This window comes from Streptococcus infantis (assembly GCF_047463315.1).
GTDB lineage: Bacteria > Bacillota > Bacilli > Lactobacillales > Streptococcaceae > Streptococcus > Streptococcus infantis_AB.
Genome location: NZ_JASHEB010000005.1, coordinates 39,227 through 61,363, shown reverse-complemented (window position 1 = coordinate 61,363; position 22,137 = coordinate 39,227). Strand labels below are relative to the sequence as shown.

At 34.4% G+C, this 22,137-nt stretch carries 21 protein-coding genes and 2 pseudogenes; all 23 read right to left on the bottom strand.

Annotated elements, in window-relative coordinates; translation table 11 throughout:
* Positions 1-295 precede the first annotated feature (295 nt).
* Entirely contained in the window at positions 296-883 is a 588-nt protein-coding gene (locus tag QM857_RS06500) for a hypothetical protein (protein ID WP_414275440.1), read from the bottom strand.
* A 43-nt stretch (positions 884-926) separates the two neighbouring features.
* Entirely contained in the window at positions 927-2,849 is a 1,923-nt protein-coding gene (locus QM857_RS06495; protein ID WP_414275439.1) for a UvrD-helicase domain-containing protein, read from the bottom strand.
* On the bottom strand, positions 2,831-4,864 hold the full coding sequence (locus QM857_RS06490; protein ID WP_414275438.1) for an ATP-dependent nuclease: 2,034 nt from the start codon (positions 4,862-4,864) through the stop codon (positions 2,831-2,833). The genes QM857_RS06495 and QM857_RS06490 overlap by 19 nt, the downstream gene beginning before the upstream one ends.
* 235 nt (positions 4,865-5,099) lie before the next feature.
* The gene (locus QM857_RS06485) at positions 5,100-5,675 is read right to left on the bottom strand and encodes a hypothetical protein (RefSeq protein WP_414275437.1); all 576 of its coding nucleotides are present in this window, start codon (positions 5,673-5,675) and stop codon (positions 5,100-5,102) included.
* 293 nt (positions 5,676-5,968) lie between these two features.
* Positions 5,969-6,178 (bottom strand): annotated as a pseudogene (locus tag QM857_RS06480) (hypothetical protein); the annotation flags it as partial.
* A 208-nt stretch (positions 6,179-6,386) separates the two neighbouring features.
* A pseudogene (locus QM857_RS06475) lies at positions 6,387-6,518 on the bottom strand (TipC family immunity protein); the annotation flags it as partial.
* A 136-nt stretch (positions 6,519-6,654) separates the two neighbouring features.
* Entirely contained in the window at positions 6,655-7,875 is a 1,221-nt protein-coding gene (locus QM857_RS06470; protein ID WP_414275436.1) for a hypothetical protein, read from the bottom strand.
* 370 nt (positions 7,876-8,245) lie between these two features.
* On the bottom strand, positions 8,246-8,869 hold the full coding sequence (locus QM857_RS06465) for a TipC family immunity protein (RefSeq protein ID WP_414275435.1): 624 nt from the start codon (positions 8,867-8,869) through the stop codon (positions 8,246-8,248).
* Between the two features lie 10 nt (positions 8,870-8,879).
* On the bottom strand, positions 8,880-10,532 hold the full coding sequence (locus QM857_RS06460) for a hypothetical protein (RefSeq protein ID WP_414275434.1): 1,653 nt from the start codon (positions 10,530-10,532) through the stop codon (positions 8,880-8,882).
* Positions 10,522-10,881 (bottom strand): hypothetical protein, encoded by a 360-nt coding sequence (locus QM857_RS06455; protein WP_414275433.1) that lies wholly within the window; start codon positions 10,879-10,881, stop codon positions 10,522-10,524. Before QM857_RS06455 ends, QM857_RS06460 begins: the two co-directional genes overlap by 11 nt.
* Positions 10,878-11,156, bottom strand: coding sequence for a TIGR04197 family type VII secretion effector (locus QM857_RS06450; RefSeq protein ID WP_414275432.1), 279 nt, complete (start codon positions 11,154-11,156; stop codon positions 10,878-10,880). The genes QM857_RS06455 and QM857_RS06450 overlap by 4 nt, the downstream gene beginning before the upstream one ends.
* Positions 11,157-11,351: 195 nt before the next feature.
* Positions 11,352-11,510 (bottom strand): hypothetical protein, encoded by a 159-nt coding sequence (locus QM857_RS06445; protein WP_414275431.1) that lies wholly within the window; start codon positions 11,508-11,510, stop codon positions 11,352-11,354.
* A gap of 214 nt (positions 11,511-11,724) precedes the next feature.
* A complete protein-coding gene (gene ifs / locus QM857_RS06440) occupies positions 11,725-12,504 on the bottom strand; it encodes an NAD glycohydrolase toxin immunity factor (protein WP_414275512.1) in 780 nt (259 codons plus the stop codon).
* Positions 12,505-12,608: 104 nt separating this feature from the next.
* Positions 12,609-12,770, bottom strand: a complete 162-nt coding sequence (locus QM857_RS06435) for a hypothetical protein (protein WP_414275430.1) — start codon at positions 12,768-12,770, stop codon at positions 12,609-12,611.
* Between the two features lie 90 nt (positions 12,771-12,860).
* On the bottom strand, positions 12,861-13,748 hold the full coding sequence (gene ifs / locus QM857_RS06430) for an NAD glycohydrolase toxin immunity factor (RefSeq protein WP_414275429.1): 888 nt from the start codon (positions 13,746-13,748) through the stop codon (positions 12,861-12,863).
* Between the two features lie 4 nt (positions 13,749-13,752).
* On the bottom strand, positions 13,753-13,926 hold the full coding sequence (locus QM857_RS06425) for a DUF4176 domain-containing protein (RefSeq protein WP_414275428.1): 174 nt from the start codon (positions 13,924-13,926) through the stop codon (positions 13,753-13,755).
* 26 nt (positions 13,927-13,952) lie between these two features.
* Positions 13,953-14,636, bottom strand: a complete 684-nt coding sequence (locus QM857_RS06420) for an enhanced serine sensitivity protein SseB C-terminal domain-containing protein (RefSeq protein WP_414275427.1) — start codon at positions 14,634-14,636, stop codon at positions 13,953-13,955.
* A gap of 8 nt (positions 14,637-14,644) precedes the next feature.
* Complete coding sequence (locus tag QM857_RS06415) at positions 14,645-14,962, bottom strand: hypothetical protein (RefSeq protein ID WP_414275426.1); 318 nt, start codon at positions 14,960-14,962, stop codon at positions 14,645-14,647.
* Positions 14,962-16,680, bottom strand: coding sequence for a T7SS effector LXG polymorphic toxin (locus tag QM857_RS06410; protein ID WP_414275425.1), 1,719 nt, complete (start codon positions 16,678-16,680; stop codon positions 14,962-14,964). Before QM857_RS06410 ends, QM857_RS06415 begins: the two co-directional genes overlap by 1 nt.
* A 9-nt stretch (positions 16,681-16,689) precedes the next feature.
* The gene (locus QM857_RS06405; RefSeq protein WP_414275424.1) at positions 16,690-16,920 is read right to left on the bottom strand and encodes a TIGR04197 family type VII secretion effector; all 231 of its coding nucleotides are present in this window, start codon (positions 16,918-16,920) and stop codon (positions 16,690-16,692) included.
* Positions 16,921-16,978: 58 nt separating this feature from the next.
* Entirely contained in the window at positions 16,979-17,413 is a 435-nt protein-coding gene (locus QM857_RS06400; RefSeq protein ID WP_414275423.1) for a DUF5082 family protein, read from the bottom strand.
* 3 nt (positions 17,414-17,416) lie between these two features.
* Positions 17,417-17,746, bottom strand: a complete 330-nt coding sequence (locus tag QM857_RS06395) for a DUF4176 domain-containing protein (protein ID WP_371501005.1) — start codon at positions 17,744-17,746, stop codon at positions 17,417-17,419.
* Positions 17,747-17,757: 11 nt separating this feature from the next.
* Positions 17,758-22,134: a type VII secretion protein EssC gene (gene essC / locus QM857_RS06390; RefSeq protein ID WP_414275422.1), complete on the bottom strand. Its 4,377-nt coding sequence runs from the start codon at positions 22,132-22,134 to the stop codon at positions 17,758-17,760.
* Between the last annotated feature and the right edge of the window lie 3 nt (positions 22,135-22,137).

Genomic DNA, 22,137 nt, shown 5'->3' with positions numbered 1-22,137 from the left:
TTGTATGTATAGTAATTCTATCGAATTAACGTTTACTAAATTGTGATGCTTTACGAGCTTTCTTAAGACCTGGTTGGAAACACTTTTATTTGAATAAGTTTCAACATGGGCTTAAAATCAATGTTTTCCAACGCTTTCAGAAAGAACAATTTCATCAAATTTGAATATATTTCAGTTGAATGGTGTGAATTTTACCCTAAAAATACACAAATTGAGCTAGATTTTACCAAAAAGTTCACACCATTTGAATTGTTATTGTTTTGTACATTTGATATACGAAGTGCATTATAAATTATCACAAATATCTCTCAATATGCTCTACGAAGATAAAAGGTTCTATATCTTTAAGAGCGAGACCTTTAGATAGAGTAATGCATTGTTTTGCTGTACCTTTTCCTGGTTGATGGTAAAACTTTCTAATCCCTTGAAGGAATATTCCAAAACGCGAATGACGTTCCGAGGCTGTCATCTCATCTAAATATTTGTCAACAGCTAAAGCGAATACATTTCCATAATACCTATCATCGTCAAATCTTGTTCTAGTCATATAATCTTGAATGTCATAGAGCATAGATTTCATATTTCGATAATTGGGTGCTCCCACCAATGCTCGACTAGCTCTATTTATACCATCAACATAACTGTAAGCATCATTTAATTTACCAAAATCCCAAAACCTTTTAGAATCAAAATACTCATACTCCATATCTAGTTGTGATTTTAATATTCTTAAAATGGACAGTGCTGTACTGTCATCTTTATTTTTTATTGCCACATAAGCTTCCTCTACTCCGGTATTATAAAAATCAATGTGCTGATTAATTTCATAACCTAGAACACCTGTAATATCAAATTCAAGTAAATCATTTTCCAATGTAATCATAATTGCTCCTTCAACTTTCAGTTCAACAATTGTTAAAGTTTATTTACTCATCAACTAATGACAGAACATCAACAATATCACTCTCTTCAAAATAATCTTTTGCTTTTTCAATAATCTGACGATCATTACTCGGCATGTAAACAATTAAATTTTTCATCGCTCTAGTAATTGCAACATAGAATAACCTCTTAGTTCTATTTTGAACGTTCTCATTAGAAGAACCTTTTCCAAACAAGGTATCAAAATTATATTGATTCCATTTCCCATTATCTAATAAAACTAAGACATTCTCATATTCACTGCCTTTGACCTTATGTTGCGTTATAACAGATACATATTCTCTGAGATAATCAATACTATTTACATATTCTTGAAACGGCATTATCTTAAGTCGCGACCATAAATAATGTCCTCTATTTTTAATAAAATTAGTAAATAAGTCATCCTTTGAAATTAGTTCACATTCCTCTGCAAGCTCTATTACTCTTCCAATTGTGATATCATCAGCAGAGATTTCTGTCATAACATTTGATAGACTAATTTTATCTTTGGACGAAGTTATTTTAAACTTAGTAATACGTAAAAATTCATTATGCTTACCTGTTTTATATAGTTTTACTAGCTCATAGACTAAATCCAACCTTTTAAGAATTCTATCCCTATCTGTGCCCGCTTCATATCTACTACTTAATCCATTAAATTTATAAGATAATAGCGATTCTTTATTAATTTTACTCTTACTACTAACTTCTTCAAACGAGCACGTTTTAATTTCATCATAAAAAGCTGATAGTTCTGAATTGGATTTAATCTCATCGACTATTAAGGGCCCTCCCCTTCTAACAACTATTTGAGCTTCTTCTACTAAATCTTTAAATGATTTTCCATTATCAACTATCTTGTTCTCATTGATTTTTTTCTTTATACCTGTAATTAATTTTACAAATAAATCAGTATTATATAACTCAAATAACTTAGAAAAACCTGCCATTTCTGCATTAAGTTTATGTGTCAGGCGCAATTCTTTTGTTTTTGAGGGTGCATTAAATTCTAACTTTCTATAAAGTTGACTACCTCTAAGAATTTCAAGTTGATTAATATCATTCCCATAGATAAATTTCACTATTCCTGGAATGATACTCCCATTATCCATATTAGGTGCTGTATCATCGTTGGATGGAGTTTGAACCAATCCATCATCTCTAAATTTATTAGCTAAATCAATAACTTTTTTAGGATTGCGACGATTTTGAGCTTTTGCTATCTTTATTAGATTATACGAACTTAAGTCTCCTACTCCTGAGTCATAGATGGCTTGCATAGAATCTCCAAAAAATCCCACAATATTTTTCTTTGTTCTATTCTGTATATATTCCAATAAAATTTTTACAACTAACGGACTAGTATCTTGATATTCATCTACAAAAATATAATCAGCTATATCGATCAAAATGTCGCATAACTTAGGATGAGTAGAAAACATTTTTTCAGCAACTAATAGAATATGGTCATGACTAATTTGAACGCGATTATCAATTATACTCATTGAATAACGCTCATCATAATCTACACGAATGTTTTCAAAATAAGTATCTGTAAGTTGACTTTCACTTGGATAATCAAGAGGTCTAATAAATTCTTTCTGCTCATCATCATTTATCAGATCAATTAAACAGTATTTTATTTCATTTTGAAATTGTCCAATGATACTCCAGATAAATTCATGAATCGTTGATACTTTTAATTTATCATTAGTTATCCGCTCTCTAATTTCGGCAACAGCATTATTAGTATAAGTAATACATACAATGGATTTGTCTGGTTCATCTCTTGAGATTTTTTCAATTATGGAAATTAATGAAAAAGTTTTTCCACTTCCAGCACCACCTTCAAGAATGAAGTTTTTATCTTCTTTAATTGCTTCAAATACCATTTCTACTTCCGGTTCTATTGTCTTCTCAACCATAACAACCCCTCCGAAATGTATTTAGGCACTTTCCAAGTATTTCCATCATCTTCAAAGTATAATAAACTTGACGCTAATGCAGATTTTTTATTCACTTTATCCCTAGCAAATTTATAGAAATCTTCTATTTCACTATCATCGAAGTTTTTTAAAGCTTCAAATTTAATAAGACCATCTTTTTGATTAATAATGAATTGTTTATTTAAACTGATAAAGGCATCCTCAAAACTAGCAGGCTGATAAGTATTTTCATCTTCTGGAATTTGGTAGGCAATACGAATTCTATTATCTGATGTTATTTTTTCTTCAAAACTCTTTTGAGCTACTATTGAAAAAACTTCATCTCCAGAAATATCAAAAAAGCTTTTAATTGAAGCATTTGTCGTAGAAGTAGCCTCTACTGCTGAACAAGAAGTCAAGCGATTATTTCCATTTTTATTCGCTGGGTCAATATCTGTAATTATCAATACTTTTATTCCTAAAAAATCAAATAACTTCCTAAACACTTGTGAATGAGCACCTGTTTCAATGATTGAAATATTTTGAGAAAGCAATGGCATTGTGTTAGAAGTTCGATTTATTGGATTGGATATATCCACCTTTTGCATCATCGTAGGAATTAAAATTCTTTCTGTATCACCCTCAACACAAATGACTTTATCAGCAAAAAATAATTCACTACTATTGAGAGTAAGGTACTGCTTTACAAATTTATATCCTAATTGTTCATCACCATATTCTTCTTTCAATGAATTAAAAGCCTTTGATACTGCTGTGCCGTTATCACGTTTAAAATAAATTAGATCATCAAAGTTACAATCAGAAACTATGTGAGAGGAATGAGTTGTAATTAAAGTTTGAATACCACTAGTAGCTCCGCGTGTTTTTAGTTCATCATCGTGTACTTTTAACAAATCTTTGATATTCTTGATAAAAATATACTGTAATTGTGGATGTGTATGCGATTCTGGCTCTTCAATATAAACTAGGTTAATATCTGCAGGATCTTTTTCTATATCTGCCATTACAGTCTCAATTTCAAAAATAATTCCATATAGATTTAAATACCCCAAGCCATTATATGTTTCCGGCAATAGACTATCATCATGCTTATAGTATAGCGTCGTATTGTTACTTAAAATATCTTTCTCAGACAGTGATGAATGAATTGCCAACTCTGCTTCACTATCATTTCCACCAAATTTTTTTACTCGTTCAAAGACTTGAGTAAATATACCTTCGTTGCTATCATCACCACTATAGGCTTTCGTTAAAGTCTCATCTGCCTTTAAAATTGCAGATTGAAGTAAATTATTTGCATTGGTGTCAATATCTTCACCATTATTTAATTTATAAAATCGATTTGACGTCTTAGACAATGAATGATTATTTTCTTTATTAGAGACTTCTCGACTAGCACTGATCCCTCTTACTTTAATAATTTTATGAACATCTTTCATTTCAAGTAAATTAGATTTTTCTTCTGTTAATTCTTGAGTAGAAGGATTGTATCCCAGCGAGTAAACCTGCATTTCAAAAAATTTACTCATATTTTTCTTCATGAACAACTCAAACTTTGAAAAATCATCTATAAAATCACTAACTTGATCATTTAAGTCACGAAGTTTTTGAATAGGGATTGTATACGTAAATTCAAGTATAATAAAATTATTATCAGGATTTAGATCCATCATAAATGGCTGGATGTTTTGATAAGAATCTTCTTCTGAGTACTGAATCCATATTTGAAGGTTGATTCCTAAAGTAGGTTCTAATTCCGAGTCAGGAATATCCGAGACCTTTTTTATATTTTCAAAAATTACTTTTCTATGATTTAAATTTATATCTTCCCAGGTTAAACTAGATCTTTTATTAATTACCTTTTCCAATACAGATAAAACTGAGGTTTTTCCGCAATTATTTTTCCCAACAATTAACGACAATTCACTCTTCAATTCTAAAGAAAAATCCTTCAATAGACGATAATTTCGAATATTAATTTTATTAATTTTCATAAATTCTACCTTTTTTCATTTCCAAAAAATCCCCTCAATCGTAGCGTCCTAATTTCTATATTTTTTAAACCTATTGTCAGTATACTTGAAACATTTTATATCGCCCTTCGTATTCTGATAAATCATTTATAATTGAAAAAATATGATTTGAATGAAAATACTTGTTAAAAAAATAATTTCAGAAATTAGAATTGAGACTATTTTGTTTTAGCATCTAATATTTTATAATAAAAAACTAAACTACTTCTGAATCATAAATGTCCTTTTGCACTTCAAGATACTCTTTTAAGTTAATAATTTTATCTTTATGATTAGTCTTTGTTTTAAATTTTTTATTATACACATAGTTATTGGCTTCAGCAAACTGTTCTGTATAAGTCTTAACCAATAAGAATAATTCATCAAGAGAGGTATCTAATTCTAATTTCTTTAGCATAGATTCATTTTTGTTTAAGAAGTTTAGAAACTTGTCAACATCTTTTTCAGTCAACTCACCTTTTTGAGCTATGATTAAATACTGGGTCAATCTTTTTATTAAAGATTTTGTTAGATTGTTCATTCTAATAGTATGATAACCAAAATAAGCGACACCTCCTACGGCTACAACCCCTGCACCAACTAGACTCATTTTTACAGCTTTGTTCCCAACTAATCTATTTGCAGTATCTTTTGAAAGATCCACAGCTTTGAGATGTTTAATAATTTGTCCCTTATTATTTCTGATAATAGAACCAAACTGTTTGTATATCCCTGACTCTATGCCCTTTTGAATATCATTTGGTATAACTAAATTAATTTTGTTAATAACCATAATAAAAACTTCCTTATAAAAAACTTCTCTTAAATTATATCACCAACAATAGATATTTAACACTAAAATAATATTTTAATTTAATAAATATAAAATAAATATTTATTGATCAACCGAGATGATAGAATTCGATATGATACATATTTATATTTTCTGATTCTGTTTTATTCTACCTAAACAACGATAATATACTCTTTAATCAAAAAAGGTCAAGATTTAACTTGACCTCTTTTTATATTTTTAGATACAAAAGTTCTTTGTACAATTTCGTAAGTTTTAATTTCAATCAACTACTACTCAAAATATTTATCTACTAATTCTTGGATACGTCCTTCTTTAGCAGCAGGAATGGTATCTTCTAGAACAAAGTTCTTTCTACTGATATTTTAGGAGAGATTTCCAAAGATAAAATTAGTGGAAACATTATAGATAAATGGTGAAGGCACAAATCCATAAACTTGATTTTCTAGGATATGTTTTAAACGTTCTTCAAAATTTGGATAGGAGGTTAGTTGAGTAGTCATTCATCAAATTGACCAGTGTCTGAAGCAGAGTTCCATGCACCTCTACTAGGTAAGTGCGCATATTCGAGATGTCGTGATAGCAAACTTCTATATTAAAGAACGAAAGAATATACTGCCTTATTCCAAACAACCTAATAAAAAGGAGAGAACTGTTTGAAAGTTATTTCACAATTTCTTATACAACTTACTACCAATTCTCCCACTGGGTTTCGACTTTAACCTCGCCATAGTCGCTTGGCGAGTACTTGCTGTCATAAATCGAACACCAGTCCTTCAAGACTTTCTGGTTGACGATTTCGTCGAAGTAAGAATCCAAGTCTGACTTATAGTCATCCCCTCCAAGGCTTAATTACTTAACCAAGATTTCACTAGTAAAGCTACACACTTGGCGTGTTTCTTCTATACTAATATACAAAATCAAAAGATTAACTCTGTAATTAAACTGTGAAATGTAACTACCTATCTTTATTCAATACTTTTAGTATTAATCGCTCCATCCTTGAAGAATAAAGATAGGATCTTAATGAGTTTCTCATTCTCATTAGCCTATATAATGACTCCAAATTATTATAAATAGACCATGATAAACACGACTGCTCTTTTTTTCTCTCCTGTTCAAGTTTATCTTTGGTGACATCATATGAGTACGTGTAACGCTTTGCTAATTTAGAAGCCATCCCTTTTTGGGTGTAGAATAATTTTTCGATTTCCTCTTCTTCGCTTAATGAATCAAAATCCCTCAAATAAAATTGCCAGATATCAAATCGATTAATTGAAAATATACGTGTAAATTTAATTAATCTATCACTCATCAATCGAGTAACAATTTCTCGTAATTCACTTAAATCAGATATTTCTAAAAAGTTAAATTCTTCAATTCCTTCTGTTCTATAATATTTTTTCTCAGTTAAAGACACATAATTAGGAATTTCTTTTTCTAAAAACACTTCAATAATCAAATCTTGACAATTAATAACATAATCAAAATTTTCAGAAATCTGGTAAATATGATGATTGACCCAAATCAACAATTTTTCAAACAGTAAGATGACTTCTTCAAAATATTGACCATTTTCCTTATCGATCACTTTTCTAACTTCACGTTTTTGACTATAGAAATAGAAGAAGAAAACGGTCGGTAGTATTGTCACTAAAGCCACGATAGCTGGTAATCTCAAAAAGACATCACTAATATTTACTTTTATTTGTAATATACTTATCAAGATTTCTTGAAACTTAGATAAATAATGGGTAATATCTACCCTCAATATTCTCAATGAGAAGCAAGCGGATAAAAATGCCAAAAGCATAGGTATACTTATTATAATCTTAAATATGTTAAATATGAGTTTAGTCACTGTGAGTTTAGATATTCCTATCCATACCAAACTTTTTTCGTCACTATCATAAGTTACCCAACCTAATCGCAATAATCTGCTTAGTCTTAGAAAATAATAGTTCAATCTAATTATGTAAAGTGCACAGCTTACTTTTTTTGTTCTTACTGCCCATTCCCCCAGTTCTCTCAAATAATAACGTATAACACTATATAAGTTAAAAATTACTAGGTCATATATAACCAATAAAAAAATTATTTCTAACCAAAATATAAAAGTTAATACAAATAAATTTCCTTGAGAAACTTTCAAATTAGTAGAAATAACTTCATTAATCATAAATTTCCAAAAGAATAGCAGCAATATTACCGCTATAAGTAACGAGATATATTTAAATATTTTACTAATCTTCATAATAGCTACAGTTTTAGATTTCTCCATTCTATTTTAATATCAACGTGATTTTATTTCACATACAACCATCCAATCATCAATTTCATTATCATAATAACATTCATACTATTTTTATATCTCAAAATTATAGTAGATTGAAACAAGATGTGAACACATCGATTAGGAAAGTCAAATTAATTTCTAGAAATGTTTTATTAGTCATGGTGTACTATTCTAGCTTCAATCTGCTATAGTTTCTTCAATAAAATCCTTATTAACAGTGAAATTTGCCTATGGGTAAAGTCTGCATAAACTATCACCAATTCTCCCACTGGGTTTCGACTTTCACCTCGCCATAGTTGCTTGGAGAATACTTACTGTCATAAATGGTACACCAGTCTTTCAAGACTTTCTGATTGACGATTTCGTCGTAATGTTTGTCTAAATCTTCTTTGGTTATGTTGTATTTTTTTAAATAGTCTCTTATTTTTTCTTCATCTTTGAGGTACTCTCCAGCCTTTCTTGGCTCCTCTAAAATTGCAAGTTCTTTCTCTAGAGTCTTACTCTCAATATTGTAATAACTTAAATACCACAAAGAAAACTTTGAATTTACTTTCCGCTCAAACCGAATAGACATTCCTTTGTTTATACTATCGAAATTAAACTCTATTTTAGTCTCGGAATAATTTGCAGGAAGATAATTATCAATGTAAATTACCTTGGGAGTATACTTTCCTGTTCCCTGCATATCTTTATCATATATTTCATACTTATGTACTTCAACATCTTTCAACTGGTTAAAAACATTGTTTCCAAGATAAGTCCTCTCCGTCTCCTGATAAATCTCATCAAAAATGTTTTTAGGTTGTCTAGGAAAAAAGTAGAAACAGGATGATACTATTATCACAAATAAGGCTACTAGACCTAATATTTTTTTCATCATCATCCTCCTAATTTCCCATAGCTTCTAAGCGATTTAAAAATGTTGATACATCTGAATGGTTTTTATCAATGTACTCTTTAATAGATACCTCACCCTTTTTCAGAATATCTGCCGGCACTAGACTGGAATAGATTGTGCCTCTTACCTTCTTCCAATCTTTATTTTTCAAGAATTCTCTTTCTCTCTGAGTGGGATCCTTTTGAAGGTCAGCATAGTAAGAAGAGATAGCTTGATCATAGGATTGCCCCTCTTGCATGCGGCCGATAAGGTTGACCGAGTCTAAATCCGCCTTGTAATCATCCTCGCCGATGCTCGGCTTCATATCGTTTGCATTAAAGGTCGTGTCTCCCTCCCAGCCTGAAAGGTCCTTGACATGCTCTCTACCGCCATAGACATCGGATAACTGGAAACTGCTAGGATTTAGATGAGTAGCCATAGTGATGGACTGGTGGGTAAAGTCTGCATGACCCACTCCGTTGTTAGAGTATGACTTTAATTTACTGTCCCAAAATTGGTCAAATTTGTTATTTTTGCCATAAACTTTTTCATACTTATACCGAGCATCACTATAAAATGTAGTTCCTGTTTTATTATCATTTTCCTTCATTTCTTTAACACTACTTCCGCCGCTAGCTAACACATGCTGCAATCTAAGATTATAAATCAATTTTTTGGCATCTGTTTCATCTTTGATTCCAAGTTCTTTAAAAATTTCAAAAAGTGGTTTTTCTACTCTCATTTTTTCAACTGTAGATGGACTACTAACAACCTCATCATAAAAATAATTTTTTAAATAGCCTGCAGTCTCATCCCACTTTGATTCGTTGTAAGACGCTGCACCGACGACTCGCAAAAAGATATAGTCACGAAACTCTTGACTTGAGTTTGGAAACTTCTTGTCTATCCCCTGCTTGATGGTCAAGAGCTGTTGGGCTGTCTCTGCGTCAAAGCCGTACTCTGCCATCATGGTTTGGACAAAGGCCTTCTCTTGACGACTGAGCTTCAAGTCCTTTGTATCAGAATAGGCAGTCAGGTAGTTGGCCCAAGTCAGGTCAGATGGGACTTTAAAGACGCCTTGCTTTGCATCCCAACTCGATTCAATCTGGGCCAATCCTCGACTCAACTGCACGTCGATACTGTCTAAATCATCGAACAATCCTCCTGAGTAGCTATCATAGGCACGTAGGTCTCCCAAAATCGTTTCATAGACACGTTTATTCGCATGGTGTCCTCGCATGAGTTCCACATTACTGCGTCTCAATCTCCCTTTTTCTTCACTATCCATGGTCAAGCTAGAAAGGGATTGGTTGACTTCATCTAGATAGGCAATCAACTGCTCTTCCTGACGGATCTTATCAAGCAGATCATCCTCGCGCCAACTCTTGCTGTCGACCATCGTTTGATAGTCTTCTGGCAATTTCTTGATAGCTTGAGAGAAGGTTTCTGCGTAGAGCTGTCCCCCTTTGCTCAAGGGCAATAAGACACTTGCAAAAAAACTTCTAGCCGAATTATAAGCATCGCCCTTTAGACTTTCTGTATCCTCTGAAAACTTTTGGATGGCTGATTGCAAGTCTTGATAAGCCTCCACCTGAGATTGACACATGGTCGCTACACTCGAACTTTGTAGTTGTGATTGTTCCAAATACATATCAATGCCCATGACGTGTCTCCTCCTCTCTTTCTAGTTCCTTGCGTCTTTCATAGTAAACCGCATCCAAGTCTCCCTCTAACCGGAACTTTTCTTTCTTCAAATCATCCATGTGGTAGGTAAGGTCCTCAAGGATTTGGTTTTTGAGTTGGTTTCTTTGCAGGAGCGTTTCTTCCAACTGTCCTGCGTATCGGCTCTGATAGGCAACCTCCCACAAATCACTTTGATAACGGTGGCTAGCTCTATCGTACCCTTCAAAGGTTTCTATCAGTTCTTTGGTGCGGTAATTCTCTTTTCCGTTGTCTTCTAGCTGGTACAAGAGGTCTCGCTCTTTTTTCTTCAACTCATCCAACTTGCTCATGTATGACTCCCAAAACCATTGGCAGCTGCTTCATCTAGCGCCTCAAAATCACTCGCTACAGAGTGCAGTCGTTCTGAAGTTAGCGTGACAGCAGTTGTAATTTGACTAGCTAGATTTTGATCCTTTGTCAGACATTGATGGGCCTTGTTATTCCCTTGAAGGGTTGTTAAGTCATCTTGACTAGTCGCAGCAATATCTGTTAACGATTGACAAGCATTTTTCAGCTGAGTCGCATAGGTTTGCGCAAGGTTTATATCACTTTTTACTGTTGACATGACTGTTTTATCCTTTTTCTCAATCCCTTGTGATAGGTTTACTTCATTGAGCTATATAGGCCTATTATACCATGTTTTATAGAGGGGTTACCATTTTAATGTAGTTTTTGTATAAAGAAAAAACTGCAACTAGTAAGTTACAGTTACACACAGATTTACTTTTGTTACAAAGTTTTTACGCTTTTACCAACAAGCTTACACACTCGACATGGACTGACCTTGGAGGTTTTGATTCTTTATGAAGTCGTTCATAGCCTTGTTTAGACTAGACATGGACTCTCCCCAAGCATTCATCGTCTTTTGACTTTCCACTTGAACAGAGGTGATATCATCAAATTTTATATTGTAACTCATGATACCTCCCTACTGCAAACCAGGAAACATGTTTTGACCCAAGACACTATCAGTTCTGTACATCTCTTTCCCTGTAGCCGTTATCAAAGCGAGATCCGCTCCCAATAGAGCCGTGTAGGACTTCACTAGCTGGTGGAGTTCGTTGAATTGTTCCTAGTATAAATCTAATTCTTCTACATTATACTACAAAAAGAGAGCGTTTCCGCTCCCTTTTTTACTCTGGCAATTCTACCTTCAAACTCATATCAGTGGGTTGTAATACTTTCTGGACCGCCGCGAGAAAGGCCAATCCGTTATCAGATGGAGAATACTGGAATGTGATATGGATGACTTTTTTGTCAAACTTATCGCCATATCGTGCCACATACTGCTTGCTTTCGAGGAAGTAGATATAGTTATTGAGTTTTTCTTGAAGTTTCAAGAGATGTTCCTCTTCTAATGACTCAATCCATTTGTTTTCATCAATCAACAACAACTCAAGATGGTCATCAGAGACGCCCATCGCATCGATGCTTGTAACGTCTAGTTCAATTTCCTCAACTTCTTTAATAGACTCTACTACTTTAGGTGGATTGTCATATTTTTCCTTGAATTCCTTAAGAATCTTCTCTACCTTTTCCACCTCATAATACTTGAAAGAAGGAATTGATTTAATATTTCCAATTAATCGACCATAATATCCACTAGTTTTTAACTCGTTAGGAAGTTTTTCTATTGTATCAAGTATAAGAGGAACTAATTTTCTTGTATCAATTTCAAAAGGAAGGGGCTTATATTCCGCCAGAATAAAATCTTGAAGCAATAAATATTCTGTAACTTGCCATATTTTCTTTTCATCAATACTTAAAGAGAACTCTTTTAATATCTCAAATGTCCTTCTCTCTATGTCTTTATCACCTTCTACATATAGAGGGAATAAACAATATTCCATCAACACCTGAATATCAGTGTATTCTGTTATCATTGAGTTGCGTTGTTGAAAACGATACCTAATATCCTCTCCAAGAAATGCTTCTGCTTCTCTTCCTTCATCACCTCTAGATAATGTTTGACAAAATATTTATAATTCTCTTTATTTTTTAATTTATATGTCTGCATTTATTTACTCCATTGATTTATTCTAAAAATCCCTTCAACTTGCTCAATTTCATTAGTGCCAGGCCTATAGACACGTGGATTTTTGATTTCATAATAGCCTTGACGTTCAATCGCAGATAGAAAATCATCGTAAGAATGCCCCTTCATGTCAATTGTCGGCATAAGCAGTTCGCTATTTTTACCCATTTCACAAAAGTCGTCATAACATGGTACAATTATACCACAAAAAAGAGAGCGTTTCCGCTCCCTTTTTTACTCTGGCAATTCTACCTTCAAGCTCATATCTGTCGGTTGTAACACTTTCTGAACAGCTGCGAGGAATGCTAGACCGTTGTCTGATGGAGAATACTGGAATGTGATCTGGATGACTTTTTTATCAAATTTGTCACCGTATCTCTCCACATACTGCTTGCTTTCGAGGAAGTAGATGTAGTTGTTGAGTTTTTCTTGAAGTTTCAAGAGATGTTCCTCTTCTAATGACTCTATCCATTTGTTTTCATCAATCAACAACAACTCAAGATGGTCATCAGAGACGCCCATCGCATCGATGCTTGTAACGTCTAGTTCAATTTCCTCAACTGTTTTAATGGTTTCTACTACCTTAGGGGGATTGTAGTATTTTTCCTTGAATTCCTTAAGAATCTTCTCTACCTTTTCTTCATCACACTGTCTGTATAATGGACTACGGTCTAATACATTACATAGTCTTTCATAGGTATAAGTACGCTTCTGTTCATCTGATAATTTTGAAATGCTTTCTATAATATTTCTTACCAATTCATCTGTTTCAATAACAAAGGGAAGGCTTGTATATCTTCTTAAACGACTGCCTTGCATAGAAATATAATCAGTTACCTTATCTAATTTGACTAGGTCAACCGATAAACTAAAATCTTTCAAGATATCAAAGGTTCTGCGCGCTATATCCCTATCACCTTCCATATACAAAGGATATAAGCAATATTCCATTAATACTCCAATATCTGTACTATCAAGTTCATAAGAATCTCGTTGTCGAAAACGATACTTAGCTTCTGTTCCTAGAAAAGCCTGAGCTTCTTTTCCTTCCCTCATCACTTCTAGGTAATGTTTGACGAAATTCTGATAATCTTTAGGCTCTGGTATTTCAAATTTTTTCATTTATTTACTCCATCTCATCATTAGTATATCCCTCTTGAACAATCTTAAAAATATCTTCATGATTGAAGTAGATCAAATTCTCACCTACGACCCCTTCAGGATATAGGCAATCAGCATAGTCAAAACGATAAAGATCTCCTTTAACTGGTGCTGCAATCATACGAGCAATGATGAGCATCTTTTTGATACTTCCTTTGAAAAATATTAGCGAGTGTAAATGGGAGGATTATCCTTCATTATTTCTTCTCCTAACTCTGTATTGCTTGATATCAAATCAAAAGGAAAATCAGAGTCTATTTTATGACTCGCAATTTTTTTAGAAATCTTCTCAAAAAGAAGTAGCTCATTTTGAGATTCATCATAATCTATAACTAGTAAGTAACTACTTTCTTCTTTCACTAGTATCTTTACGAAAAAGACATTATTAACTGAAGGGATTTCCTTAAAAATATTTGAGAGCTTGTTTTCAATCGATGTTGTATCCTCAATTGGTTTTCCAAAAAGTATTTTACGTGAATTGATTAAAGATAATATCGTCTCTATATAATCTTTGTCCATAAAAACACTGATTCCACAAGGATTCAATACAACATATTTTACAGGTGAATTACGTTCTAGAAATTTATAAATATATACTATATCCACTTTGGCGAACTTAACACCTTTATTAAATAATGAACTAGATAAATTGATAGATTCAAAATCAGTAAATATAGGCAAATACTGTCTACCATCGCTACCATTTAATGTGATTAGAATATCAGAACTATTAATTGTAGTAAAAGGTACCAACAAATGTGATTTTGAAAGAGCAATAGCAAATTTCTTCCAGTCTGACTCCCCGTTACTTTCTTTATATATATTATATAAAAGATTCAAATCTAACATTAACTTCCTCATTCTTCTAATAAAGCATCAATTCTATTTAATAATGACGAAAATTGAGTGTTACATTTTGTCATATATGTAGCATCAGAATCAAAAATATAAAAATCCGATAAACCGTCTCTTGGGAAAAACATACTTTTGTACATTTTTCGAAGTTTTTCTATACATTCATTTGGGAGTTCAGGATTTTCTATATTTTGTATGATTGCTATCATATTTTTAAGCGTCCCTATAAAATAATTAACATTATGACGCTGCTTATGTTCTGATAGAACCCCTAATAAATCAATTAACGATTCCATTAGGTCTTCTTTGAAATTTACCATCACCTTATTCCTCCTAGACGTGTTGTATTATTATGAATTCCATCAATAGTCCATGGTTTATTAATAAATATCTGTTCTTTACCACCAGTATATACTCCTCCTTGAGAGCCTGTAGGACCTTCATAATAGACGGTACCTTTTGGGAACTTAGTAGCATAGATATCAGTCAATTCTGATGTACCTGTTAAGACCCCTGTGTCTCTATCAATCCACTGAGGTTTAACTGCGGACTCTATCCTAACTTTTATTACTGACTCAGGAATATCCCTTGTATAATATTGTCCTAAAGGACTGTCAGAATTTCCAGCTCTAAAAAAGACCGTATCCTCTTCTAATATTTTCACATTATATTTACCGCTAGCGAAACTTTTAGCTGCAGTCTCATTAATTTCTGGTAGTGGTCCAGGATTTTCAATCATATTGTAACTATATTCTCTTGGATTGGTGGACACCTTATTGAGACTAAACTTGTTAGCTGCTGAGGAGGCTGCATATCCTCCTAAGATATTCCCAATAAAGTTTGCGGTTTGGGCGTCCTCTTCGCTTCCACCTAGAATCTTGGTCCCATGGTAAGCAGCCTGACCCGTTGTATAAGCGCCTGCTTCCCCTATCGCAAACTGGGTCAAGCCTTGCACAACACTCTGGGTCTGCCCTATAGGAATCATGATAGCACTCGCTGTCACAAAGGCCCCACCAACCTCATGATACAACTTGTCATTTCCCATAAAAACTGTATCTCTGATAGGATTCTTTGCCTTGGTTTGGATATCCCCTGCATTTCCAAGTTGAATATCATGAATCCCTTCTTCTGCATTAGATAACCCATAGACACTCGTCCCAAATCCCACGACAGCTCCGCCTGCAGCAACCAATGGAGTCGCAGCACCCATAGTTGATACAATCGCTACAATACCAATCACTGCCGTGAATACGCCAACACCCAAGTCTATCCAACCCTTCTTGGCGCGATCCTCGGCAGCCAAGGCCTCAAAACGTGCCTTATCCCTCTCCTGGGCTGCTTTCACGCGTTCAACGCGACTCTCCATCTGCTTGGCGGCTTGGTCATAAGCCAGCGCAAAGCGTTGGACAGATTTGAGCTTGCCAAAGTCTCCCGACTGATAGGTCCCGACATTACGAGATTTTCCTGCATGTTCTGCGATCAAGGCCTTGGTTGCTGCTAGGAGTTCCTTAAAGGCCACCAAATCCTGCCCCGAATGACTACTCTCATATTGAGTAATCGATGTATCCAAGTTCTTAAGCTGATTCATGAGGAAGTTGTAGTTCATGATCGTACTGGTATGACTAGTCCCCTCATAACTCACCAAGTCAGAAATATCACTCTTAGTCGTCTTCAAGAGTTCAATCTCGGGCTTTAACTTATCCCTCGAACCCTTTAAGTCACTATGAAGACGTGTAAACTCCTTACCAGGTAACTTTGTATGAAGATCTCCATCAATCTGGTAGTAGCCGTCCTTGTACAGTAGGAGGTTGGTTGAGTAGTCATTCATCAAATTGACCAGTGTCTGAAGCAGAGTCCCATGCACCTCTACTAGGTAAGTGCGCATACTCGAGATAGCCTGACCTTGGAGGTTTTGATTCTTTATGAAGTCGTTCATAGCCTTGTTTAGACTAGACATGGACTCTCCCCAAGCATTCATTGTCTTTTGAGTTTCCACTTGAACAGAGGTGATATCATCAAATTTTATATTGTAACTCATGATACCTCCCTACTGCAAACCAGGAAACATGTTTTGACCCAAGACACTATCAGTTCGGTACATCTCTTTTCCTGTAGCCGTCATCAAAGCGAGATCCGCTCCCAATAGAGCCGTGTAGGACTTCACCAGCTGGTAGAGTTCGTTGAATTGTTCCTGGTACAAATCCAGTGCTTTCGACTCTCCTGTCGTGTTGAAAGTTGGTTTTCCAACTCCTGCCAGACTCTCCTTAGCTTTGGACATACTACTGACATGCGAACCAAATAGAACATCGGATAATTGAATGGTTCCAAACATATTTCTAGCCCTCCTTCGTATGTAATAGCTTATCGATGAAATTTCCCAAATTATTAATCTGACTTTGGCACCAACCAATAATGCCATTTTCTTCGTTCTTTTTGTTCTCTAATCTAGTGATTTCATCACAGATGGCATCATAGAAGGTATTCATCTCTGTTTGGAAATTTGTATACTCGGTGGAGAAGGTCTCCCACTGCTTGGTGAAGGTATCTTTTTGTTTTCCATGCCAATCCGGTTGGATATTGCGATGATTGATAGGATACCTGATATCGTGAACATTTCTTTGAATTTTGCTTACAGACTTCTTGGCAGTACGAAGACGTTCCAATTGTTCATCGATGGAGGTGATTCGGGATTGAGCGGATGAGATACTAGAGTAGTGGGCATTCACCTGGTTTTGAAGAGAATAAATTTGATTGTAATCAACTTCTCCCATCTCTTAGCCTCCTAATTCATTTACTTCGTTCAATTCAGCCACATTTCCTTTAGGAATATCCGTTTCAGCTATCACAGCCGCAATATTTTCTAACATGAGTTCATTTTCATCATTAGTATATCCCTCTTGAACAATCTTAAAAATATCTTCATGATTGAAGTAAATCAAATTTTCGCCTACGACTCCTTCAGGATATAGGCAAGCACCGTAGTCAAAGCGATAGATATTTCCCTTAACAGGAACAGCAATCACTCGAGAGATAATCATCATTTTCTTTGTATTCCCTTTTAAAATAACGATACTGCCGAGTGGCAACATAGTCGTTTCTTTCATTGTATCCCTTTCTAAATTTCTAATAATTGAACAAATTCATAACGATCTGGATAAAGAATATGTCCTTGGTTAGGTTTAAGCGCAGGCTCATTCATGATATAAGGATAGCGAGTATGATCTTGATCGCTAATACGTACACCAAGAAAGACCTGTTCTACTAACTGATTAGCTAGTTTGACAAAATTATCGTATCGATTTGTTACTAGATCCTGATAAGACCCAGCAAACACCAAGGTTACTCCATAGCGAGGGCCTTCTGTGAGGAGTTCTTTGAAGTCTACTTCATTCATCCCTGCTACCATAGCTGTCGCAGCAATGTCTGGTATCAAAATCAACCATTTTGGATAATCCTGATCTGGAGATGCGACGCGTTTCCTAAAGTCTTCCAGTATCGTCTTCATCACATCAGCAACCTCCAAAGAACTATCAAAACGCTGAATACCAGCAAAGAATTGACTACTAATACGTTGACTAGAATCTAGAATAACCGTATTATACTTGTCTGACAAACGTTTCAGATGGTACTCTAATAATTTGTAGTAATTTGTTACAAAGGCAGGACTGTCTGAAGCAATAAGAATAGGTTGGTCAAAGCTAAATGATGCTGGAACAACAGCTTCTCTTTCAAGTCCCAAGATAAAGTCTTGACTGTTTTCTAAGAGATCTGACATTACCTCTTTGGTTACCTTCTCTGGCAACATTGGGATACCTGCAGGAAGTGGTCCATCGTATGCTGCAACCATTGCTTCTTGTTCTGTACGAACTTCTTTTATGTAGTCCGTATAGTATTCACTACTGTATGGCAACAGCACTTGGAATTGGACGATGTCGTCAAATTTAGCTATGGCACGACCTTTGATTTCATCGAGCGGAATATTAGATCGTCCTACTACTCCTGACAAATCACTATTGTCAAACAAGAATAGAGAAATCTTGGTCTTAAAGTTAGATTGTAACTGTAGACGCATGGCATTGAGACGAGAAAGTGTCACAACTAGATAGATTCCTAGAGAGGCACCATCGCGAGCAATGACATTTAAAGTATCATAAAAGGCATCTACGAAAACTGCATCCATAACGCTATCAAATCCATCTATCTCAATGAAAATCGTTGGGAAAGACTCATCAGACAACTGATTGTACTGCGTAAGGTTTGTAGCTTTTGCTTGAGAAAGAGCACGTTTTCGAGTTTTTATCTCTCTATTCAAGAATCGTAGAGATTTCATGATTTTCTCAGTTTCATCAAGTGTAAAATAATCTGCAATATGAGGAAAATCAGAAATAGAGATTAAACCACTGGTACCAAAGTCATAGAGATAGAAATGAACTTGTTCAGGTGTATGCTTACGAATGACATCCATCGCAAAGTTCTGAAGAAAAGTTGACTTCCCGAATCCTGGACTAGAAACTAATAAAATATGTCCTCTTTGTTCCATATTGAAATAAAGTGGCGATTGTTCCTGTCTTTCAGGAATATCTTGATATCCAACTAAAATCGGTTGTAGATCTTCTGAATGCCCCCAATAATCTTTGAAGTTAGTTGATTGTATATCTTTAGTATATATTTTTTCTTCAAGTGGTGGCAACCAAGGACTTGCTACTTGATTTATATCAAGACTATCAAATACTTCGCGAGCATTTTCTACAATAGCGTCTAATTCTGTTGGAATAGCCTTTGCTTCTTTTTTATTGACTAAACCACTCAAGTCTTTATTAATAGCATTATACTGACCATTACTTGTAATCTCATATACAGTTGTATTTTTTTGAACATGGTTTCGACCCTCTGGATTATAATCCGCACCTGACCATGCACTCTGGAACAGCTCATAAATTTCATTGTTCCCAACTTGAAGATAGGCTCTACCTGTCTGTGTGATTTCTGCGGCATCAGGTGTTTTGATTACTTCTCTAGAGTCTGCAGCATCTTGTACCTTAAGAGCTATCTTAAACTTAGAGTTCGACCAAATTTGATCATTGACAACTCCACTAGGTTTCTGGGTTGCCAAAATTAATTTAACTCCCAATGAACGACCAATACGAGCAGTAGATACCAATTCATCCATGAAATCAGGTTGATTTGCCTTCAATTCAGCAAACTCATCACTAATGATTAATAAGTGAGGTAATGGTTCTTTAACCTTCCCTTCTTTGAAGAGTTTCATATACTGATTGATATGATTCACATCATTCTCTGCAAAAATACGCTGACGTTTCTTAAGTTCAGCTTTGATAGATACCAAAGCTCGATTAGCTTGGTTTCCATCCAAGTTCGTAATAGTACCAACAACGTGAGGGAGGTCTGCAAAGAGATTGGCCATCCCCCCACCCTTATAGTCAATCAATAGGAAGGCAACTTCATATGGGTGATAGTTCACAGCTAAAGAAAGAATATAGGACTGAATAAGTTCAGACTTACCTGATCCTGTAGTACCAGCAATCAAGCCGTGAGGTCCATGCGCTTTCTCATGAATATTTAGATAAAGAATATCATCCCTACCTCGAACTCCTAGAGGAACTGCCATTGTTTGGAAAGTTTCATTTTCTTGCCATCGTTTTAAAAGATCTAGTTCCTCAACTTTATTGACCCCATACATTTCAAGGAAGGTAATGCTATTTGGAATAGAATTACGTAACGTCTGAATATGATGAATACCAGCGAGGTTTCTAGCAAAATTTTCCTTCTCAGATAAGCTTACGGGTGGAAGAGGTATAATTTCTTTATTTGTATAATTCCCATCCTGAAGCAATAATGTAGCTTTTTTATCTCCTCGATAGTCAACAACCGTCTTAACATGTTCTGGCAGACTTTCAAGTACTTCTTCTACGAAAACATAATGAATACCTAGATAAGATAAGTCTTCATTTATATATTCCATAATATTGTGATCTAACATCAGACTTAAATCTGTAATAAAGAGAATATAATGAGGACTATATTGCTTTTCTTTTCCTTTGTCCTGCTCACTATCCAACTTTCTATCTTTAATAATTTGATAGAGGGATGTTAATAATTGGTCACGAGTTCGTTGATTGTATACAAAACCTCGGCTATTTAGTGCTTTTATTTTGGTATGAGGTAACCATCGACTCCAATTCCATAGCTCCAACTCTTCCTCTCGAAAAATTGGGATAAACTGTAAATCATGGTAACTTTGGAAAGTCGCCAATTGCATCATCATTTGTTGAACTTGCTCAATTACTATTTGTCGTGTTCCTATATACCCCGTAGGATTTGTTAATGTATGAGTAATAGGTACCTGCTTGGTCACACGATAGTATGAAAGAAGTTCTTGAATTTTCTGATTAGCAGCTGCATTATACTTAGTTAACTCAGAATTTGAATACTCAATAGAAAAACTAGAATCAATTTCTCCCAAACCTAAACGATAAGATAAAAAATCAAAGTGATAGAGTGTTTTTTCATAAATACGTCGGTCAGTTTTCTCTACCATTTCTAAAATCTGAGGCATATCAGGAAAATGATAAACAAGAGCTTCAACTTGTTCATCTCGTAAATCAGCTAATTGTGAATATTTGGTTTCCAAATATTTCATATACTCTGTAATCTTCTGTTCCTGAAGCTCTTTATGTGATTTTTTATCAGAAAAATAAGTATGAATAGAAGTCCCGATAGTAATGACAGACATCCCCATCATCATAAACATCATTCCACCACTACGTGTAAAGTAAACCGTTAGTAATGTAAAAATGATCATTGCTAAAGGAGTAATAATCAATCTTAGTAATGATTGTTTTTTCCCTTCATCATCTGTTGGCGCCGAAGCAATTGTTACTTTATCATCTGGTTCTCTCAGAATAATCCGTGGAGAACGATGAAATTCCTTTGAGCGATCTTCTGTCGATACTTCAGAAAAGGGCAATAAAGATGTCTCAACAGAAAACAATGAATGGATAGATAAAATTTGTTTTTGAATAGATAAACCGACACCTTGTTCAAACACAATTTGATCCAAATCTTGAATGTTATGTTTTCCTGTTTTTCTTTCACCGTTAATATAATATGGACTAACACTATAAATTGTCTTATTTATCCCATCAAAAGTCAAAATGATTTCTGTAGGAAAATCAACTAAGCGAATGGTTGCTTCTTTCTTATCTGATAAATAAAGAATTCTCTCAGGAAGAAGATAGTACTCTGTATCCCCAACTACAAGTAAAGAAATAGTTATCTTCTCATCTATAGAAATTTGATGACTTCCATAAGTATAAGTTTTCCCTAATAATTCAACTCCCGTTTCCTTTACATCCAACATTATATTTTCAAGACAAGGAAGATAAATATTAGAATCAACTGAGGAACCCATTTGATAGGTATTTCCTGCATAGAGTGGATAGACATTGTCTTCAAAAATTAAATAATTCATACA

Bases quoted from the DNA above. Each gene is read 5' to 3' on its own strand.
- QM857_RS06455 (WP_414275433.1), bottom strand. From the start codon at position 10,881: ATGAGCAAGTTGGATGAGTTGAAGAAAAAAGAGCGAGACCTCTTGTAC.
- QM857_RS06435 (WP_414275430.1), bottom strand. From the start codon at position 12,770: ATGCCGACAATTGACATGAAGGGGCATTCTTACGATGATTTTCTATCT.
- QM857_RS06490 (WP_414275438.1), bottom strand. From the start codon at position 4,864: ATGAAAATTAATAAAATTAATATTCGAAATTATCGTCTATTGAAGGAT.
- QM857_RS06470 (WP_414275436.1), bottom strand. From the start codon at position 7,875: ATGATTAATGAAGTTATTTCTACTAATTTGAAAGTTTCTCAAGGAAAT.
- ifs (WP_414275429.1), bottom strand. From the start codon at position 13,748: ATGAAAAAATTTGAAATACCAGAGCCTAAAGATTATCAGAATTTCGTC.
- QM857_RS06445 (WP_414275431.1), bottom strand. From the start codon at position 11,510: ATGAGTTACAATATAAAATTTGATGATATCACCTCTGTTCAAGTGGAA.
- QM857_RS06485 (WP_414275437.1), bottom strand. From the start codon at position 5,675: ATGGTTATTAACAAAATTAATTTAGTTATACCAAATGATATTCAAAAG.
- QM857_RS06465 (WP_414275435.1), bottom strand. From the start codon at position 8,869: ATGAAAAAAATATTAGGTCTAGTAGCCTTATTTGTGATAATAGTATCA.
- QM857_RS06500 (WP_414275440.1), bottom strand. From the start codon at position 883: ATGATTACATTGGAAAATGATTTACTTGAATTTGATATTACAGGTGTT.
- QM857_RS06410 (WP_414275425.1), bottom strand. From the start codon at position 16,680: ATGAGTTACAATATAAAATTTGATGATATCACCTCTGTTCAAGTGGAA.
- QM857_RS06495 (WP_414275439.1), bottom strand. From the start codon at position 2,849: ATGGTTGAGAAGACAATAGAACCGGAAGTAGAAATGGTATTTGAAGCA.
- QM857_RS06460 (WP_414275434.1), bottom strand. From the start codon at position 10,532: ATGGGCATTGATATGTATTTGGAACAATCACAACTACAAAGTTCGAGT.
- QM857_RS06400 (WP_414275423.1), bottom strand. From the start codon at position 17,413: ATGGGAGAAGTTGATTACAATCAAATTTATTCTCTTCAAAACCAGGTG.
- QM857_RS06415 (WP_414275426.1), bottom strand. From the start codon at position 14,962: ATGGTAAATTTCAAAGAAGACCTAATGGAATCGTTAATTGATTTATTA.
- QM857_RS06420 (WP_414275427.1), bottom strand. From the start codon at position 14,636: ATGTTAGATTTGAATCTTTTATATAATATATATAAAGAAAGTAACGGG.
- QM857_RS06395 (WP_371501005.1), bottom strand. From the start codon at position 17,746: ATGAAAGAAACGACTATGTTGCCACTCGGCAGTATCGTTATTTTAAAA.
- essC (WP_414275422.1), bottom strand. From the start codon at position 22,134: ATGAATTATTTAATTTTTGAAGACAATGTCTATCCACTCTATGCAGGA.
- QM857_RS06450 (WP_414275432.1), bottom strand. From the start codon at position 11,156: ATGTCAACAGTAAAAAGTGATATAAACCTTGCGCAAACCTATGCGACT.
- QM857_RS06405 (WP_414275424.1), bottom strand. From the start codon at position 16,920: ATGTCCAAAGCTAAGGAGAGTCTGGCAGGAGTTGGAAAACCAACTTTC.
- QM857_RS06425 (WP_414275428.1), bottom strand. From the start codon at position 13,926: ATGCTCATCATTGCTCGTATGATTGCAGCACCAGTTAAAGGAGATCTT.